General features: G+C 69.5%; 12 protein-coding genes and 2 rRNA genes. 5 read left to right on the forward strand and 9 right to left on the reverse strand.

Features of this window, described 5'->3' with window-relative positions; translation table 11 throughout:
* Window positions 1–3: 3 nt before the first annotated feature.
* From ACTVZO_RS17220 to mtrA, 6 genes are all read right to left on the reverse strand, one after another.
* Window positions 4–756 carry a response regulator gene (locus tag ACTVZO_RS17220; protein ID WP_443299223.1) on the reverse strand — a complete coding sequence of 251 codons (753 nt, stop codon included), beginning with the start codon at window positions 754–756 and terminating at the stop codon, window positions 4–6.
* A 191-nt stretch (window positions 757–947) separates the two neighbouring features.
* Window positions 948–1,643 carry a ribosome hibernation-promoting factor, HPF/YfiA family gene (hpf, locus tag ACTVZO_RS17225; protein ID WP_384217608.1) on the reverse strand — a complete coding sequence of 232 codons (696 nt, stop codon included), beginning with the start codon at window positions 1,641–1,643 and terminating at the stop codon, window positions 948–950.
* A 311-nt stretch (window positions 1,644–1,954) separates the two neighbouring features.
* Window positions 1,955–2,245, reverse strand: coding sequence for a ComF family protein (locus ACTVZO_RS17230; RefSeq protein ID WP_443299224.1), 291 nt, complete (start codon window positions 2,243–2,245; stop codon window positions 1,955–1,957).
* 101 nt (window positions 2,246–2,346) lie between these two features.
* The gene (locus ACTVZO_RS17235) at window positions 2,347–4,221 is read right to left on the reverse strand and encodes an LpqB family beta-propeller domain-containing protein (RefSeq protein WP_443299225.1); all 1,875 of its coding nucleotides are present in this window, start codon (window positions 4,219–4,221) and stop codon (window positions 2,347–2,349) included.
* Window positions 4,199–6,151: an MtrAB system histidine kinase MtrB gene (gene mtrB, locus ACTVZO_RS17240; RefSeq protein WP_443299226.1), complete on the reverse strand. Its 1,953-nt coding sequence runs from the start codon at window positions 6,149–6,151 to the stop codon at window positions 4,199–4,201. Before mtrB ends, ACTVZO_RS17235 begins: the two co-directional genes overlap by 23 nt.
* Window position 6,152: 1 nt before the next feature.
* A complete protein-coding gene (mtrA, locus tag ACTVZO_RS17245) occupies window positions 6,153–6,842 on the reverse strand; it encodes a two-component system response regulator MtrA (RefSeq protein ID WP_189747360.1) in 690 nt (229 codons plus the stop codon).
* Window positions 6,843–7,074: 232 nt separating this feature from the next.
* Between mtrA and ACTVZO_RS17250 the strand changes: the two genes are divergently transcribed.
* From ACTVZO_RS17250 to ACTVZO_RS17270, 5 genes are read left to right on the forward strand one after another with little or no spacing between them, the layout of a single operon-like run.
* Complete coding sequence (locus ACTVZO_RS17250) at window positions 7,075–8,316, forward strand: hypothetical protein (RefSeq protein WP_443299227.1); 1,242 nt, start codon at window positions 7,075–7,077, stop codon at window positions 8,314–8,316.
* 6 nt (window positions 8,317–8,322) lie between these two features.
* A complete protein-coding gene (locus tag ACTVZO_RS17255) occupies window positions 8,323–9,003 on the forward strand; it encodes a DUF4129 domain-containing protein (RefSeq protein WP_443299228.1) in 681 nt (226 codons plus the stop codon).
* Window positions 9,000–10,574 carry a DUF4350 domain-containing protein gene (locus ACTVZO_RS17260; RefSeq protein ID WP_443299229.1) on the forward strand — a complete coding sequence of 525 codons (1,575 nt, stop codon included), beginning with the start codon at window positions 9,000–9,002 and terminating at the stop codon, window positions 10,572–10,574. Before ACTVZO_RS17255 ends, ACTVZO_RS17260 begins: the two co-directional genes overlap by 4 nt.
* The gene (locus ACTVZO_RS17265; protein ID WP_443299230.1) at window positions 10,571–11,551 is read left to right on the forward strand and encodes an AAA family ATPase; all 981 of its coding nucleotides are present in this window, start codon (window positions 10,571–10,573) and stop codon (window positions 11,549–11,551) included. Before ACTVZO_RS17260 ends, ACTVZO_RS17265 begins: the two co-directional genes overlap by 4 nt.
* Window positions 11,551–12,861, forward strand: coding sequence for a DUF58 domain-containing protein (locus ACTVZO_RS17270; RefSeq protein WP_443299231.1), 1,311 nt, complete (start codon window positions 11,551–11,553; stop codon window positions 12,859–12,861). Before ACTVZO_RS17265 ends, ACTVZO_RS17270 begins: the two co-directional genes overlap by 1 nt.
* Window positions 12,862–12,877: 16 nt before the next feature.
* Here the strand turns inward: ACTVZO_RS17270 and ACTVZO_RS17275 are convergent, their stop codons facing one another.
* The 3 genes from ACTVZO_RS17275 to ACTVZO_RS17285 all read right to left on the reverse strand — a co-directional run bounded on the left by ACTVZO_RS17275 (window position 12,878) and on the right by ACTVZO_RS17285 (window position 17,541).
* Window positions 12,878–14,080: a cation:proton antiporter gene (locus ACTVZO_RS17275; protein ID WP_443299232.1), complete on the reverse strand. Its 1,203-nt coding sequence runs from the start codon at window positions 14,078–14,080 to the stop codon at window positions 12,878–12,880.
* A gap of 144 nt (window positions 14,081–14,224) precedes the next feature.
* Window positions 14,225–14,341, reverse strand: a 5S ribosomal RNA gene (gene rrf / locus ACTVZO_RS17280).
* A 76-nt stretch (window positions 14,342–14,417) separates the two neighbouring features.
* A 23S ribosomal RNA gene (locus ACTVZO_RS17285) occupies window positions 14,418–17,541 on the reverse strand.
* Window positions 17,542–17,790: the final 249 nt, after the last annotated feature.

Consider the following 17,790-nt stretch of genomic DNA (forward strand, 5'->3'; position numbering starts at 1 on the left):
CGGCTAGCGGATCTCCAGGATCTTCTCGCGCATCGCGTAGACCACGGCCTCCATCCGGGAGTGCAGCTGCAGCTTCTCCAGGATGTTGCGGACGTGGTTCTTCACGGTGTTCTCCGAGATGAACAGCTCCTTGGCGATGTCCCGGTTGTTCATGCCGGTGGCCACCAGCTTCAGGACCTCCAGCTCCCGGTCCGTCAGCCTCGGCGCCGGCACCAGCCGCCGCTCGTCGGTCCGCTGGATCATCGACTTGAACTCGGTGAGCAGCTTCGACGCCATCGACGGGCTGATCTGCGACTGGCCGTCCGCCACCGCCCGGATCGCCGTGGCCACCTCGTCCGTGGAGATCTCCTTCAGCAGGTAGCCGGTCGCACCCGCCTTGATCGCGTCGTAGAGGTCCGCCTCCTCGTCGCTGATCGTCAGCATGATGATCTTCGCGGAAGGCGCCACCTCCTTGATCGAGGTGCACGCCTCGATCCCGCCGCGCCGCGGCATCCGCACGTCCATCAGCACGATGTCCGGCAGCAGGTCGGCCGCCTTGTCCACGGCCTCCGCACCGTCCCCCGCCTCGCCGACGACCTGGATGTCCTCCTCCTGCGCGAGGACGATCTCCAGCCCCCGCCGGAACAGCGCGTGGTCGTCGACCACGAGGACCCTGATGGGCTCCCCCGCCGACGCCCCGGCGGATCCGGCGGCCGGGTCCGCCCCACGGCAGCCCGCACCGTCGTCACCGCGCACCGGCCCGAAGCTGTCCGCCATCGTTCCTCCCCCTGCATGTGCCGAGCTGCTGGGCCAACCGGACCGGCCACGCCGCCGGTTGACTGCCCGCCATGATTCCATGCCCGCGGCACGGCGCGGGGGGCCACGGCCGACCGCCCGGCGCATACGCGCCATACAAAGAGCCCCCGCGGGACGCCGGAGCGTCCCGCGGGGGCGGCAGAACGAGGTGCTCAGCCGCCGAGCGCGCCCCCGGCACCACCGCGCGGCTCCTCCGAGCTGGATGCGCCATCGGGGTTCACGTGGATCACGCCGTAGTCGTACGCGTGACGTCGGTAGACGACGCTGGGCAGCTTCGTCTCGGAGTCGACGAACAGGTAGAAGTCGTGTCCGACCAGCTCCATCTCGTACAGAGCCTGGTCGAGCGACATGGGTGAGGCCGAGTGGGTCTTCTCGCGGACGATGAGCGGGCCTTCGCCCTGCACTTCGATGGATCCGATCCGGGTGATCGGAACCCCGTTCGTCTTCTCCTCGGAGAACGGCTCGCCATTCGCGTTCAGCTGCGCGGCGTCCGGCACGACGTCGGCGACCTCTGCCGCCGAGATCCGGCCCGCGCCCCTGCGGGTGTAGCGCTTGTCGTGCTGCTTGCGCAGCCGGGCCTCCAGCTTGTCCTGAGCCAGGTCCAGCGCCGCGTACGGGTCGGCTGCGGCGGCCTCGGCACGGATCACCGGGCCCCGCGAACGCAGGGTGATCTCCACACGGTCGGAACGGTCGGCCTGGCGCGGGTTGTGCTCCTTCGACACCTCGACGTCCAAGCTGATCACCTTGGCGTCGAGCTTCTGGATCCGCTCCGGATTCAGCTTCTCGGCCACGTGCTTGCGGAACCGGTCGGGCACCTCGGTCTTGCGGCCCTTGACGACGATGTCCACGCAGAACTCCGTTCCCGGATAGCTCCGCCCGACGGGGCGAAGCGTCTCCCTTTCGCACCAGACTCCGGTGAAGGCCGGAGCCTCGGACTTGGCGACTTTCACCTCCTCCTCCCCCATCGGCAAGATCTACACCCCACCGACTTCGGAGTCGAGCGACGGCGATGCGTGGGGCCCAAGGCTCGCCAGTCCTCACAACCGAACATATCCCTCTATGACGGTTGTCGGCACCCGCTACCGGAACGTACTTCCGTTCCGGTGGCCATCCACTCTTATCTACCTGCAACGATGGACCTTCCCCGGCAGTTCCAAATCTATTCACCGGTTTTTTGCTCTGTCCGAGTTGCGGCCACGACGGCCGCCCGCGGCCCGCCCCCCTCGTCCAGACCGCCCGCCCTCACCGCCCGGGCCGCCTCGGCCAGCGTGGCTCCCGTGGTGATCAGATCGTCGACGAGCACGAGCCCGGCCCCGGCCGTCAGCCGCGCCCCGCCCGGGCACGCCTCCAGCGCCCCCGCCAGGTTCTCCCGGCGCTCTCGGGCTCCCAGGCCCGCCTGGTCCGCCACCGCCCGCCGCAACCGCAGTACGGGCGCCACGCGCGCGGGCACACCGGCAGGACCAGACCGGCCAGCTCCTGCCACCACCCGCGCATGCCCCCACGGTGCCGGGCCCCCGCAGGACCCGCCACCCCTGTGGACAGCGCACGGGGTCAGCCCGGGTACACCGGGTTCCGGCCGCCCACCGCCGCCTTGCGCCACTGCGCCCCCGGCGGCAGCCACACGATGCCGTCGTCCGCCGAGTACCCCACCACCGGCTTCGGCTTCGCCTCGTCCTCCGACGCGGCCACCGCGACCGCGCTCAGCCCGGTCGCCCCGGGCAGACTCGCCGCGACCACCGAACCGTCCGCCAGCATGTAGCGGGCCTGCACGACCCCGCCGGTCTCCCGGCCCACCACCAGCAGCCTGCCCCGCGGCGCCCAGCTCATCGCCGTCACGTCCGTCATCTGCGGGGCCGCCGGGCGCAGCTCGCGCACCGACACCGCCGAGACGTCCCCCTTGGCGTCGGGCCGTTCGATCCGCCCCACCCACAGGGTCTTGCGGCCGCCCTTCTCCACGAGCAGCGCCATGCGCGCCCCGTCGGAGGAGGCCTTCAGCGAGGCGATCCGCCCGTCGAGCCCGGCCACCTGCACCTTCTCGGGGGTCCCGGTACCGTCCGGCACCCGCCACAGCGCCGGGGCCTGCGGATCCTGGTCGACGACCCACAGGTCGCCCGCCGCGTCCCAGCTGGGCGCGGACCACATGTTCGACTTCGCGCCCTTGCCCGTCAGCACGGGCTGCGGCATGGCCCCGGACCCGGTCAGCGACACGACGTACAGCCCGTGCCCGTCCTGCGAGACCACGGCCGCGCGCCGCTCGTCGTACGACACGGCCGCCGAGCCGACCTTGAACCCGGGCGGCGCGGACAGCGGCCCCGGCACCGGTTCGGACCGGGGCTGCTGGTCCTCGCTGCTCACGTCGAGCTTCATCCGGACCAGCCGGTCCTGGTCGTCGACGTAGTACTGGTACTCGGGCGTCCCGGGCCGTTTCGCGATCACGTCCGCCGTCACCGACGTCACCTCGCACAGCGAGGACGACTTCCCGTCGGAGCGCAGCAGTTCGACCCGGTCGAGCCGGGAGCCCGTCAGCTCCTTGACCGTGTAGAGGAGTTGGGTCGCCATCTTCTGGCACTGCGGCGACGCGACGTTGTCCGCCTTGTCGTTCAGCGGCACCCGCAGCGTGTTCTGGCCGTCGTACGAAAGGGACTTGGTGCCCGGCCGCAGTTCCGTCCCGGTGGGGAAACTGGACTCGACGACCGGCGCGAGCCACCTGGACGGCCCGGCCAGCAGCGACTGGACGGTCTGCGTGGTCGGGTCCATCCGCGAGTCAGGGTCGCTGCGCTGGCGCACGTACACGGGATCGGCGACCAGGGCGCCGCCCGCGAAGTAGTACTTGTTGACCGGCCGGTAGATGCGCTGGAAGTCCGACTCGCTCAGCACGAGGGTGCTCGGCGGACTGGAGATCCGCCACTGCTTGTCCTCCTGCACCAGCTGGAGGAACTCCGCGTAGTCCCCGCTCCCCGGCTGGTACGCGCTGCGCTCGTCCACGGTCGCGAGCTTCTTGCCGGTCACCTTCCAGCGGGGCCCGTCGGGGTCCTTCTCGGTGCGGACCGGGAACCGGTCGAGGCCGGCCGAGAGCACGGTGACGGCGGTGCCGGGCCGCCAGCTCTTCGCGGCCTCCTCGGTGAGGTACTTGCGGGCGGTCTCCAGCTGTGGATCGTCGCTGGTCATCGCCTCCAGGAAGCCGTCGACGATCTCGCCCGCGCTGGCCTTGTCCGCGGGCGGTACGCCGAACACCCGGACCTGCGAGTCGACGCCCTGCGAGGCCTGCACCCGGCGGATCTCCCCGCGGTCGGGCATCGAGGCGCACCCGGCCAGCAGCAGCCCGGCCACCCCCAGCGCGTACGCGCGCAGCGTGCGCAGCCTCCTGCCGCGGGCCCCGGCGCGCGCCCTCCCCGGCACTGCCTCAGCGTCCGTCGGCATCGGCATCGGTTCGTTCCTCCTGTGGTGCCTGCTCGGCCGGCCGGGCCACGACCCTGGCGCCGCTGCCCGGCAGGGCCGTCGGGTCGGCGGGTACGGACTGCCCCGAGGCCGCCGCCGGCCGCGGCGGTATCGGCGACCGGTCCCCCGCGTCCGCGGGCTGCCGCCGGTCCGCCGCGCTGCCCGCGGCCTCGGCCGCGGCCCTGGCCCTGTTGGCCCGGGAGTCCTCGGGTTCCAGCGGGATGGGCGAGCCCCGCAGCGGCTCGTCGGCGGTGCGCGGCAGGGTGAGGCGGAACTGCGAGCCGCCGCCCGGCTCGCCCCAGGCCTGCAGCCAGCCGCCGTGCAGCCGGGCGTCCTCGACGGCGATCGACAGGCCCAGGCCCGTGCCGCCGGTCGTGCGCGCCCGCGCCGGGTCGGCCCGCCAGAAGCGGTTGAAGACGCGGGTCGCCTCGCCGGGCTTGAGCCCGACGCCGTAGTCCCGTACGGCGACCGCGACGGCCCCGCCCGCGGACGCCAGCCGGACCACCACATCGCGTCCCTCGCCGTGCTCCACGGCGTTGACGACCAGATTGCGCAGCACCCGCTCCACCCGCCGGGCGTCGGCCTCGGCGATGACCGGCTGGGTGTCGCCGAGCACCCGGATCCGGCTGCCCTTGTGCTCCGCGAGCGGCTCGGCCCCGTCGATGACGCGGCGTACGACGTCCCGCAGGTCGATGGGCTCCGCCTCCAGGGCGGCCGCGCCCGCGTCGAACCGGCTGATCTCCAGCAGGTCGGCGAGCAGCGACTCGAACCGGTCGAGCTGCCCGGCGAGCAGCTCGGCGGAGCGAGCGGTGACCGGGTCGAAGTCGACCCGCGCGTCGTGGATGACGTCCGCGGCCATCCGTACCGTCGTCAGCGGGGTCCGCAGCTCGTGCGAGACGTCCGAGACGAAGCGGCGCTGCATCCGCGACAGGTCCTCCAGCTGCTGGATCTTGTTCTGGAGGTTCTGGGCCATCTTGTTGAAGGCCTCGCCCAGCCGGGCGATGTCATCCTCACCGGTGACCTTCATCCGCTCCTGCAGCCGCCCGGCCGACAGCCGCTCGGCGATCCCGGCGGCCATCCGGACGGGCGTGACGATCTGCCGCACCACGAGCCACGCGATGGCGCTGAGCAGCACGACGACGAACAGCCCGGCGGTGGCGATGGTGCTCTTGACCAGGTTGAGGGACTCCTCCTCCTGGCTGAGCGGGAAGAGGTAGTACAGGTCGTACGGGTCCCCGTTGATGTCGGTGAGCCGCTTGCCCACGACCAGGGCGGGCTCGGGGGCCTTCTCCCCGGCCCCGGCGGTGTACCGGATCTCGGAGAAGGTCTTGAAGGTACCCGCCGAATGGTTGACGGCCCGGCGCAGGTTGACGGGCACGCTCGCGGTCGGATCCACGTTGCCCGAGGCGCGGGCGCCCTTGACCCCTTGGGTGCCGGGCAGGACCTGCTCACCGGTGCCGGCGCCGAGCGCGACCACCTCGAAGGCGGTCTGGCCGCCACTGGCCAGCTGCTTGACCAGCGAGTTCATCCAGGTACTGGCGTCCAGTCCGACCTTGTTGTCGGCGGCGTCGGGCCCGTCCACGGTCGCGGGGGTGTTGGCCTTCTCCTGTGCGACCGCGAACCCGCCCGCGGCCTGGCTCTGCGCGGCCTCCTCCTTGGCGTCCAGGAGGCCCTTGCTGACCTGCGCGATCACGACGAAGCCGAGCGCGAGGACCACGGCGAGCGACATCAGCAGGGTGGCGGCGACCACCCGCAGCTGCATGTTGCGCCGCCACAGCCGGACAGCCGGAAGCACCGGCCGGCGTACGAGGCGTACGCACAGCCGCAGCACGGAGGCGCCGGGCGCCCCCTCCTGGAGCAGCCGGCCGGCCCGCAGACTTCCCCAGCGCGAGCCGCCCCGGTCCCTGCCGGACTGCACCTCAGCTGGGTCCGGCCTTGTAGCCGACACCGCGCACCGTCACGACGATCTCGGGGCGCTCGGGGTCCTTCTCGACCTTGGAGCGCAGCCGCTGCACGTGCACGTTCACCAGGCGGGTGTCCGCGGCGTGCCGGTAGCCCCAGACCTGCTCCAGCAGCACCTCACGGGTGAAGACCTGCCAGGGCTTGCGCGCCAGGGCGACCAGCAGGTCGAACTCCAGCGGCGTCAGGGCGATGGAGGCACCGTCCCGCTTGACCGAGTGCCCGGCCACGTCGATGACCAGGTCACCGATGGCCAGCTGCTCGGGAGCGGGCTCCTCCGACCGGCGCAGGCGGGCCCGGATGCGGGCCACCAGCTCCTTCGGCTTGAACGGCTTGACGATGTAGTCGTCGGCTCCGGACTCCAGGCCCACCACGACGTCGACCGTGTCGCTCTTGGCGGTGAGCATCACGATCGGCACGCCGGACTCGGCCCGGATCAGCCTGCAGACCTCTATGCCGTCCCGTCCGGGCAGCATGAGGTCGAGCAGCACCAGGTCCGGCTTCGCCTCCCGGAAGGCAGCAAGTGCCTTGTCACCGTCTGCAACGAACGACGGCTCAAAACCTTCTCCACGCAGCACAATGCCGAGCATCTCGGCCAGCGCGGTGTCGTCGTCGACGACAAGGACGCGTCCCTTCATGGTTGACATCATCCCATTAGCTAATCGTTACCTGGCGGTGAGCTGTCCCACAGCCAAAAGGGCTGGAAATCGCCCCTCGGACCTGCGTGGAGATCAGGTCGTCCAGTCTGCCCCGGATCCGGGTGACAATTGAAGGTACGGGCTGCCGATGATCCGGGGGGATCGCTGGTCCGTTCGTGTAACCCACGTGGCACGATGGCAGCGACCAGCGCCCCCGCCGCAGCAGGTGCATGAAGGAGCGACGATGAACGACTCGCCGGGCTGGGCTACGCCCGGACCCTCTCCGTCCGATGGCGAGCGGCCCGGGGCGCCCGCCGACCGTCCTGTCTCCGGCGACCCGAAATGGTCGGCCGAGCAGCCGCCGCCGGGCCAGTGGACCAGCCCGTCACCCGGCCAGACCCCGCCCCCGCAGGGACCCCCGCAACAGCCCCAGCAGCCCCAGCAGGGCCAGGGCTGGGGCCAGGCGCCGTACGGGGGCCAGTACGGACAGCAGGGCCAGTACGGCTATCCGGGCGGCCCCGGCCAGTGGGGCCAGCCCCCGGCCGCCAAGCCCGGCGTGATCCCGCTGCGCCCGCTCGGCCTCGGCGAGATCCTGGACGGCGCCGTCGCCACCATGCGCTCCCACTGGCGCTCGGTCCTGCCGATCACCCTGGTCGTGGCCACCGTGGTGCAGATCCTCAGCCTGCTCACGCAGAAGTACGCGATGGCCGACCTCGCCGTCGCCCCCGAGGCCGGGGCGACCCTCGACCAGACCACCGTCAACGACATCTTCGTCGCCATGGCGGCCCTCGTCGCCGTCGGCTTCATCGCGGCCCTCGGTGGCATCGTGGCCACCGCGATGCTCACGATGATCTACAGCCGGGCCGTGCTCGGCACCACCTCCACGGTCTCCGCCGCCTGGCGCGAGTCCCGCCCCCAGATGCTGCGCCTCTTCGGCCTGACGTTCCTGCTGGGCATCGGCGCGATCCTGCTGGGCACCGTGCTGATCCTGCCCGGCCTCCTGACCCGCAGCCCGGGACTGACCATCGTGGGCGCGCTCGTCATGATCCCGCTGTTCACCTGGCTGTGGATCAAGTTCAGCCTGGCCTCGCCCGCGCTGATGCTGGAGAAGAGCACGGTCTTCAAGGCCCTCGGCCGCTCCTCCAAGCTGGTCCAGGGCACCTGGTGGCGCATCTTCGGCATCACCGTGCTCACCAACATCATCACCGGCATCGTCTCGGCGATCATCGTCTGGCCGCTGACGATCGTCGGCATGGCCGTCTTCGGCGGCGGGATGAGCGGACTGGAGGACGGCACCGCCTCCTCCGCCTGGGGAGCGCTCATCCTCTCCGGGATCGGCTCGATCATCGCCCAGACCATCGTCATGCCGATCGTGGCCGGCGTGACCGTCCTTCTCTACGTGGACCAGCGCATCCGCCGCGAGGGACTCGACCTGGAGCTCGCCCGGGCAGCCGGCATCGAGAACTACGGCACGACCGGAGGCTGACCACCCATGATGAGCACGGGGGGCCTCATCACCCGAGCCACGGCGCTCCTGCCCGGCGCCGAGACACCACCGGTCACGACACCGCGCGAGCCCGCCCAGGAGGCGGCCGAGCACGAACTGTCCAAGCCGATGTACCACGAGAACGACCCGGGCCTGCTGGACCGCGCCCTGCGCAAGTTCCTCGACTGGATCGACAACCTGTTCGACGCGGCCTCCGGGGCGACCCCCGGAGGCACGCTCGGCCTGCTCGTGATCGTCCTCCTCGTGCTCCTGGCCGCCACCGCCCTGTGGTGGCGGCTCGGCGCCCCCGGCCGGATCCCCGCCGGAACGGGCGTCCTCTTCGCCGACGGCATCCGCAGCGCCGCCGACCACCGCACGGCCGCCGGCGCCCACGCCGCCGCAGGCCACTGGACCGAAGCCGTACAGGAACGCATGCGCGCCGTCGTCCGCTCCCTGGAGGAGCGCACCCTGCTCGACCCGCGGCCCGGCCGCACCGCCGACGAGGCCGCCGCCGAAGCCGCCGTCGCGCTCCCCGCCCACGCCTCGGACCTCCGCGCGGCCGCCCGTACCTTCGACGACGTCACCTACGGCGGCCGCACCGCCGACGCCGACACGTACGCCCGCCTGCGCGCCCTCGACCTCACCCTGGACCGCGCCAAGCCCCTCCCGACGGGACCCACCGCATGACCACCCCGGGCTCCGACCCCACCCCGGCCCACCCCGGCACCCCGTCGTCCCACAAGCCCGACCACGCGCCCGGGCACTCCCCGCAGACCCCCGCCCACCCCGATTCCGACGGGGCCGGGCACGCACCGGGGCGCCCCCCGCACGCCTCCGACCTGCCAGGTTCCGGTGGGGCAGGGGGTGTGTCGGGGCACTCCCGGGAGGGCGCCGAACACACTTCCGCATCACTCTCCGACCCCTCGCCACGTTCGGCGCCCGAGGAGACGCCCCGGCACCCGCCCGGCCCCACCGGAACCACCCCGTCGAACGCCGCCCCCACCACCGCCCTGGCAGAACGCACCCCGCCCGGCCAGAGCAACGACCACGGCACCGGCCAGGCCACGGCCCCCCGACCCGACCGCGCCCGCCTGATCCGCCGCACCCGCCGGACCCTCGCCTTCGTCGCCGTGCTCGCCGCAGGCGCCATCACCCTGGCCGCCCTGAGCTCCGGCACCCGCCACGGCCTCCTCGACCCCCGGTCCGCCGACCCCTACGGCAGCCGGGCCGTCGCCGAGCTCCTCGAGGACCGCGGCGTCACCACCCGCGTCGTCACCACCGCCCGCGAGGCCGCCGACGCCGCCGGCCCCGGCACGACCCTCCTGGTCACCGACCCCGACCGCCTCGGCGCCCACCAGCGCGCCCTGCTCCGCTCGGCCATGGACCTCTCCGGCGGCCGCACCGTGCTCCTGGCCCCCGGCAGCCACAGCCTCACCGACCTGGCCCCCGGCGTCCGCACCGAGAGCGCCACCGGGGCCGACACCCTCGCCCCGGCCTGCGACCTGCCCGCCGCGGCCTCCGCCGGCCCCGCCACCACCGGCGACGACCGCCGCTACACCACCGGCCTGCCGCGCACCACCGCCTGCTACCCCAGCGAAGGCCGCCCCACCCTCCTGGTCCTCCCCGCAGGCACCACCGGCAACGGCACCGGCACCGGCGGCGACACCGTCCTCCTCGGCTCCGGCACGATCCTCCTCAACGAGAACCTCGCCGAGGAGGGCAACGCGTCCCTCGCCCTCCAACTCCTCGGCTCCCGACCGGACCTCGTCTGGTACATGCCGTCCCTCGCGGACTCCGACTCCGCCGACGCCGGCACCGACGAGGACAAGAGCCTCGTCGAGCTCATCCCGGACGGCTGGTCCTGGGCCCTGCTCCAGCTCTTCGTCGCCGCCGCCCTCGCCGCCCTCTGGCGCGCCCGCCGCCTCGGCCCCCTCGTCACCGAGAAGCTGCCCGTCGTCATCCGCGCCTCCGAGGCCACCGAGGGCCGCGCCCGCCTCTACCGCAAGGCCGGGGCCCGCGACCGCGCGTCCACCGTGCTGCGCGCCGCCGCCCGCGAACGCCTGGCCTCCCTGGTCGGCGTACCGGCCGCGCAGGCCCACGACCCCGTCACCCTGGTCCCCGCCGTGTCCGCCCGCCTCGGCGACGGCGGCCACGACGTGACCAGCACCCTCTTCGGTCCCACACCCTCCGACGACGCGGCACTCGTCGCGCTCGCCGACCACCTCGACGCCCTCGAAAGAGAGGTCCGTACGTCATGACGTACCCGGCCACCGAGTCCGCCGCCGCGGACAGCGCCCGCGCTTCCCTCGAAGCGCTCCGCACCGAGATCGGCAAGGCCGTGGTCGGCCAGGACTCCGCCGTCACCGGCCTGGTCGTCGCCCTCCTGTGCCGCGGCCACGTGCTCCTCGAAGGCGTCCCCGGCGTCGCCAAGACCCTCCTCGTCCGGGCCCTCGCCGCGTCCCTCGAACTCGACACCAAGCGCGTCCAGTTCACCCCGGACCTGATGCCGAGCGACGTCACCGGCTCCCTCGTCTACGACGCCCGCACCGCCGAGTTCTCCTTCCAGAACGGCCCGGTCTTCACCAACCTCCTCCTCGCGGACGAGATCAACCGCACGCCCCCCAAGACCCAGTCCTCCCTCCTCGAAGCGATGGAGGAGCGCCAGGTCACCGTCGACGGCACCCCGCGCCCGCTCCCCGAGCCCTTCCTCGTCGCCGCCACCATGAACCCGCTCGAGTACGAGGGCACCTACCCCCTGCCGGAAGCCCAGCTGGACCGCTTCCTCCTCAAGCTCACCGTGCCGCTGCCCTCCCGCGCGGACGAGATCGGCGTCCTGACCCGGCACGCCGCCGGCTTCAACCCCCGTGACCTGCACGCCGCGGGCATCCGCCCGGTGGCCGGTCCGGCCCAGCTCGAAGCCGCCCGCGAGGCCGTCGCCAAGGTCTCCGTGTCCCCCGAGATCGCCGGCTACGTCGTCGACATCTGCCGCGCCACCCGCGAATCGCCGTCCCTGACCCTCGGCGTGTCCCCGCGCGGCGCCACCGCCCTGCTGGCCACCGCCCGCGCCTGGGCCTGGCTCACCGGCCGCGACTACGTCACCCCCGACGACGTCAAGGCGCTGGCCCTGCCCACGCTGCGGCACCGCGTCCAGCTGCGCCCGGAGGCCGAGATGGAGGGTGTCACGGCCGACGCCGTCATCACCGCGATCCTCTCCCACGTCCCCGTCCCGCGGTAATGGCCCTCACCGGACGCACCGCCCTGCTGGCGGCCCTCGGCAGCATCCCCGTCGGCATCCTCGAACCGAGCTGGACGGGGATGCTCGCCGTCAACGGCCCGCTGGCGCTGGCCTGCGCGGTCGACTGGGCCCTGGCCGCACCCGTCCGCACCCTCCGCCTCACCCGTTCGGGCGACACCTCGGTCCGCCTCGGCGAACCGGCGGACGTCCACCTCACCGTCACCAACCCGAGCGGCCGCCGGCTGCGGGCCCGGGTCCGCGACGCCTGGCCGCCGAGCAGCTGGATCCCCGGCACGGAAACGGCCGCCTCCCGCCACCGGCTGGACGTCCCCGCCGGCGAACGCCGCCGCCTGACCACCCGCCTGTTCCCCACCCGCCGCGGCGACCGCCGGGCAGACCGCGTCACGATCCGCTCGTACGGGCCCCTCGGCCTGTGGGCCCGCCAGGCCTCGCACACCCTCCCGTGGACGGTCCGCGTCCTGCCGCCCTTCACCAGCCGCAAGCACCTGCCCTCGCGCCTCGCCCGCCTGCGCGAACTGGACGGCCGCACCAGCGTCCTCACCCGCGGCGAGGGCACCGAGTTCGACAGCCTCCGCGACTACGTACCCGGCGACGACACCCGGTCCATCGACTGGCGGGCCACGGCACGCCGGCACAAGGTGGCCGTCCGCACCTGGCGCCCCGAACGCGACCGGCACATCCTCATCTGCCTGGACACCGGCCGCACCTCGGCGGGCCGCGTCGGGGACGCCCCCCGCCTGGACTCCGCCATGGACGCGGCCCTGCTCCTCGCCGCCCTGGCCACCCGCGCCGGCGACCGCGTGGACCTGCTGGCCCACGACCGCCGCCCCCGCGCCCAGGTCCAGGGCCGCCCGGCGGCCGACATCCTGCCGTCCTTCGTGAACGCGATGGCCCCCCTCGAACCGGAACTGGTCGAGACGGATTCCCGCACCCTGGTCTCCACCATCCTCCGCAACGCCCCGCGCCGCTCCCTCGTGGTCCTGCTGACGAGCCTGGACGCGGCCCCCATCGAAGAGGGCCTGCTGCCCCTGCTGCCGCGCCTCACCCAGCGCCACACGGTCCTACTGGCCTCGGTCGCGGATCCCCACGTGGCCGAGATGACGACGTCCCGCGGCAACCCGGAGGCGGTCTACGAGGCAGCGGCCGGCACCCAGTCGCAGTCCCAGCGCCGCCGCACGGCCGACCAGCTCACCCGCCACGGCGTCCACGTGGTCGACGCCACCCCGGACACCCTGGCCCCCGCCCTGGCCGACGCGTACCTGGCCCTCAAGGCCGCCGGGCGTCTCTGACGCACGTGGTGGTCACTCATGTGGTGGACCTCGTCGCCCGCCGCTCGAACCAGCGGGCGACGGGTACGACGGACACCCCGTGCAGGACCACACTGAGCAGCACCGTCACGCTCATCGCGTTGACGACGAACGTCCCGTCCTCGGGCGACAGCTGGGTGACGGCGAGGATCCCGAACACGATGGACGTCACCCCGCGCGAGCCCAGCCAGCCCAGCGCACACCGCTCGGGCCGGTCGAACCCCATCCCGGCCACGGAGAAGTAGACGGGCACGAACCGGAGCACGGTCAGCGCCAGCAGCCCGTACAGCACCACCTCCCACCCGACCCCGCTCTCGAACTCGTCCGCCGTGAGCTTGCCGAAGGTGAACCACACGGCGAAGGCCATCACCTGCGCCACGTCGTGGACGAGTTCCAGGTTGTTGCCGCCGACCTCGTGGGCGGTGGCCGCATAGCAGAGGCCCGTGACGAAGGCCGCGACGAAGCCGTTCCCGCCGATCAGCACCGAGGCCGCGTACGCCATGAACGGCAGCGCGAGGCTCGCCAGCCGCAGCGTCTCGGCGCTCGCCCAGCCGGCACCGAGCGCCCGCCGCACCAGCTGTGAGGCGAGATAGCCGAGCGCGATGCCCACGAGCACCGCGAGCCCCGCCTCCTTCAGCGCGTGCACGACCAGGTCGGTGAAGGAACTGGAGTGGGCGCTCACGAGGTTGGCCACGCAGAACACGAACACGGGCGAGATCAGCCCGTCGTTGAAACCGCCCTCGATGTTCAGCGCGGCCCTCACCCGCAGCGGCACCCGCCGGTCGCGCAGGAACATGGAGATCGGCGCGAGGTCCATCGGCATGACGACGAGCGCCGTGACCCCCAGCAGCCACCAGTTCGTCCCCGGGAACAGCAGCGCCCCCGCCAGCGTGGCGAGGATGACCGACACCGGCAGCGCCAGGAACAGCAGCCGCCGCTCCCCGACGGACCGGTCCTTCAGCACCTCGTAGTTCTTGGCCTCGGTGGCATCGACGAACAGCAGCACGGCGAGTACGAGCTCGACGCCCCGGTGCGCGCTGTGGGCTTCCAGGTCGAGGGGGACGGCGGGGTCGTAGCCGCGGGTCAGGACGATGCCGGCGATGGCGAACGCGAGCGGCGCCGTGATGCTCCACCGGGCCAGCCGGTCCGCGGCGAGGGCCCATGCGAACAACAGGGACAGCACAACCAGCAAAGCCAGCATGGGCAGCTCTCCGAAACCCGATCGGTGCGGACTCCCAGTCTCCGACCAGCCGGCCCACTCCCCACGGACGGCACGCCCCGAACAGCCCGTAAAACGCAGAAAAGCCCCGCACCAGATACCTGGTGCGGGGCTTCCGCAATGATTGTTCGGCGGCGTCCTACTCTCCCACAGGGTCCCCCCTGCAGTACCATCGGCGCTGAAAGGCTTAGCTTCCGGGTTCGGAATGTAACCGGGCGTTTCCCTAACGCTATGACCACCGAAACACTATGAAATTTGAACGCTGGCATGAACACAGCTGTTCGTTATTTCAGAACTAACACAGTGGACGCGAGCAACTGAGGACAAGCCCTCGGCCTATTAGTACCAGTCAGCTTCACCCGTTACCGGGCTTCCACATCTGGCCTATCAACCCAGTCGTCTACTGGGAGCCTTACCCTCTCAAGGAGGTGGGAATACTCATCTTGAAGCAGGCTTCCCGCTTAGATGCTTTCAGCGGTTATCCCTCCCGAACGTAGCCAACCAGCCATGCCCTTGGCAGGACAACTGGCACACCAGAGGTTCGTCCGTCCCGGTCCTCTCGTACTAGGGACAGCCCTTCTCAATATTCCTACGCGCACAGCGGATAGGGACCGAACTGTCTCACGACGTTCTAAACCCAGCTCGCGTACCGCTTTAATGGGCGAACAGCCCAACCCTTGGGACCGACTCCAGCCCCAGGATGCGACGAGCCGACATCGAGGTGCCAAACCATCCCGTCGATATGGACTCTTGGGGAAGATCAGCCTGTTATCCCCGGGGTACCTTTTATCCGTTGAGCGACGGCGCTTCCACAAGCCACCGCCGGATCACTAGTCCCGACTTTCGTCCCTGCTCGACCCGTCGGTCTCACAGTCAAGCTCCCTTGTGCACTTACACTCAACACCTGATTGCCAACCAGGCTGAGGGAACCTTTGGGCGCCTCCGTTACCCTTTGGGAGGCAACCGCCCCAGTTAAACTACCCATCAGACACTGTCCCTGATCCGGATCACGGACCGAGGTTAGACATCCAGCACGACCAGAGTGGTATTTCAACGGCGACTCCACAACCACTGGCGTGGCTGCTTCAAAGTCTCCCACCTATCCTACACAAGCCGAACCGAACACCAATATCAAACTGTAGTAAAGGTCCCGGGGTCTTTCCGTCCTGCTGCGCGAAACGAGCATCTTTACTCGTAGTGCAATTTCACCGGGCCTATGGTTGAGACAGTCGAGAAGTCGTTACGCCATTCGTGCAGGTCGGAACTTACCCGACAAGGAATTTCGCTACCTTAGGATGGTTATAGTTACCACCGCCGTTTACTGGCGCTTAAGTTCTCAGCTTCGCACGCCCGAAAGCGCACTAACCGGTCCCCTTAACGTTCCAGCACCGGGCAGGCGTCAGTCCGTATACATCGCCTTACGGCTTCGCACGGACCTGTGTTTTTAGTAAACAGTCGCTTCTCGCTGGTCTCTGCGGCCACCCCCAGCTCACGGAGCAAGTCCGATCACCAGTGATGGCCCCCCTTCTCCCGAAGTTACGGGGGCATTTTGCCGAGTTCCTTAACCATAGTTCACCCGAACGCCTCGGTATTCTCTACCTGACCACCTGAGTCGGTTTAGGGTACGGGCCGCCATGAAACTCGCTAGAGGCTTTTCTCGACAGCATAGGATCATCCACTTCACCACAATCGGCTCGGCATCAGGTCTCAGCCTTATATGAGGGACGGATTTGCCTACCCCTCGGCCTACACCCTTACCCCGGGACAACCACCGCCCGGGCTGGACTACCTTCCTGCGTCACCCCATCGCTTACCTACTACAAGTCTGGTTCGTCGGCTCCACCACTTTCCTTTCCCCGAAGGGTCCGGAACGGCTTCACGGACTTAGCATCGCCTGATTCGATATTGGGCGTTTCAAAGCGGGTACCGGAATATCAACCGGTTGTCCATCGACTACGCCTGTCGGCCTCGCCTTAGGTCCCGACTTACCCTGGGCAGATCAGCTTGACCCAGGAACCCTTAGTCAATCGGCGCACACGTTTCTCACGTGTGTATCGCTACTCATGCCTGCATTCTCACTCGTGAACCGTCCACAACTAGCTTCCGCTGCTGCTTCACCCGGCACACGACGCTCCCCTACCCATCACAGCAGGCGTTGGCCCTATTGCTGCAATGACACGACTTCGGCGGTACGCTTGAGCCCCGCTACATTGTCGGCGCGGAATCACTTGACCAGTGAGCTATTACGCACTCTTTCAAGGGTGGCTGCTTCTAAGCCAACCTCCTGGTTGTCTCTGCGACTCCACATCCTTTCCCACTTAGCGTACGCTTAGGGGCCTTAGTCGATGCTCTGGGCTGTTTCCCTCTCGACCATGGAGCTTATCCCCCACAGTCTCACTGCCGTGCTCTCACTTACCGGCATTCGGAGTTTGGCTAAGGTCAGTAACCCGGTAGGGCCCATCGCCTATCCAGTGCTCTACCTCCGGCAAGAAACACACGACGCTGCACCTAAATGCATTTCGGGGAGAACCAGCTATCACGGAGTTTGATTGGCCTTTCACCCCTAACCACAGGTCATCCCCCAGGTTTTCAACCCTGGTGGGTTCGGTCCTCCACGAAGTCTTACCTCCGCTTCAACCTGCCCATGGCTAGATCACTCCGCTTCGGGTCTAGAGCGTGCAACTCAATCGCCCTATTCGGACTCGCTTTCGCTACGGCTTCCCCACACGGGTTAACCTCGCTACACACCGCTAACTCGCAGGCTCATTCTTCAAAAGGCACGCAGTCACGACCCATTGGGTAAACCCAATGAGCGACGCTCCCACGGCTTGTAGGCACACGGTTTCAGGTACTATTTCACTCCGCTCCCGCGGTACTTTTCACCATTCCCTCACGGTACTATCCGCTATCGGTCACCAGGGAATATTTAGGCTTAGCGGGTGGTCCCGCCAGATTCACACGGGATTTCTCGGGCCCCGTGCTACTTGGGAGATTCTTAAGCAAGCCGCTGATGTTTCGTCTACGGGGGTCTTACCCTCTACGCCGGACCTTTCGCATGTCCTTCGACTACATCAACGGTTTCTGACTCGCCGACCGGCCGGCAGACCGATCAAAAGAATTCCCACAACCCCGCATGCGCAACCCCTGCCGGGTATCACACGCATACGGTTTGGCCTCATCCGGTTTCGCTCGCCACTACTCCCGGAATCACGGTTGTTTTCTCTTCCTGAGGGTACTGAGATGTTTCACTTCCCCTCGTTCCCTCCACACTGCCTATGTGTTCAGCAGTGGGTGACAGCCCATGACGACTGCCGGGTTTCCCCATTCGGACACCCCCGGATCAAAGCTCAGTTGGCAGCTCCCCGGGGCCTATCGCGGCCTCTCACGTCCTTCATCGGTTCCTGGTGCCAAGGCATCCACCGTGCGCCCTTAAAAACTTGGCCACAGATGCTCGCGTCCACTGTGTAGTTCTCAAACAACGACCAGCCACCCATCACCCTGCACTCCGAAGAGAACAAGTTCACTGGGGCCGGCACTGAAGACATGACCATACGGCCGTACCTTCAGGACCCAACAACGTGCCAAGCACGATCCCCCGTCAGTGAGTCACTTTCCACGCCTAAGCAGTACTCGTGATCCATCTGGGAAACCGTGCCAACTAATCAACGTTCCACCCATGAGCTGACCGTGCA

The sequence above is a fragment of the Streptomyces sp. IBSNAI002 genome, assembly GCF_052244475.1.
GTDB lineage: Bacteria > Actinomycetota > Actinomycetes > Streptomycetales > Streptomycetaceae > Streptomyces.

What these genes read in the sequence shown, in the direction of transcription:
- ACTVZO_RS17220 (WP_443299223.1), bottom strand. Translation starts at nt 756, where the DNA reads ATGGCGGACAGCTTCGGGCCGGTGCGCGGTGACGACGGTGCGGGCTGC.
- ACTVZO_RS17235 (WP_443299225.1), bottom strand. Translation starts at nt 4,221, where the DNA reads ATGCCGATGCCGACGGACGCTGAGGCAGTGCCGGGGAGGGCGCGCGCC.
- mtrA (WP_189747360.1), bottom strand. Translation starts at nt 6,842, where the DNA reads ATGATGTCAACCATGAAGGGACGCGTCCTTGTCGTCGACGACGACACC.
- ACTVZO_RS17250 (WP_443299227.1), top strand. Translation starts at nt 7,075, where the DNA reads ATGAACGACTCGCCGGGCTGGGCTACGCCCGGACCCTCTCCGTCCGAT.
- ACTVZO_RS17255 (WP_443299228.1), top strand. Translation starts at nt 8,323, where the DNA reads ATGATGAGCACGGGGGGCCTCATCACCCGAGCCACGGCGCTCCTGCCC.
- ACTVZO_RS17260 (WP_443299229.1), top strand. Translation starts at nt 9,000, where the DNA reads ATGACCACCCCGGGCTCCGACCCCACCCCGGCCCACCCCGGCACCCCG.
- ACTVZO_RS17265 (WP_443299230.1), top strand. Translation starts at nt 10,571, where the DNA reads ATGACGTACCCGGCCACCGAGTCCGCCGCCGCGGACAGCGCCCGCGCT.
- ACTVZO_RS17270 (WP_443299231.1), top strand. Translation starts at nt 11,551, where the DNA reads ATGGCCCTCACCGGACGCACCGCCCTGCTGGCGGCCCTCGGCAGCATC.
- ACTVZO_RS17275 (WP_443299232.1), bottom strand. Translation starts at nt 14,080, where the DNA reads ATGCTGGCTTTGCTGGTTGTGCTGTCCCTGTTGTTCGCATGGGCCCTC.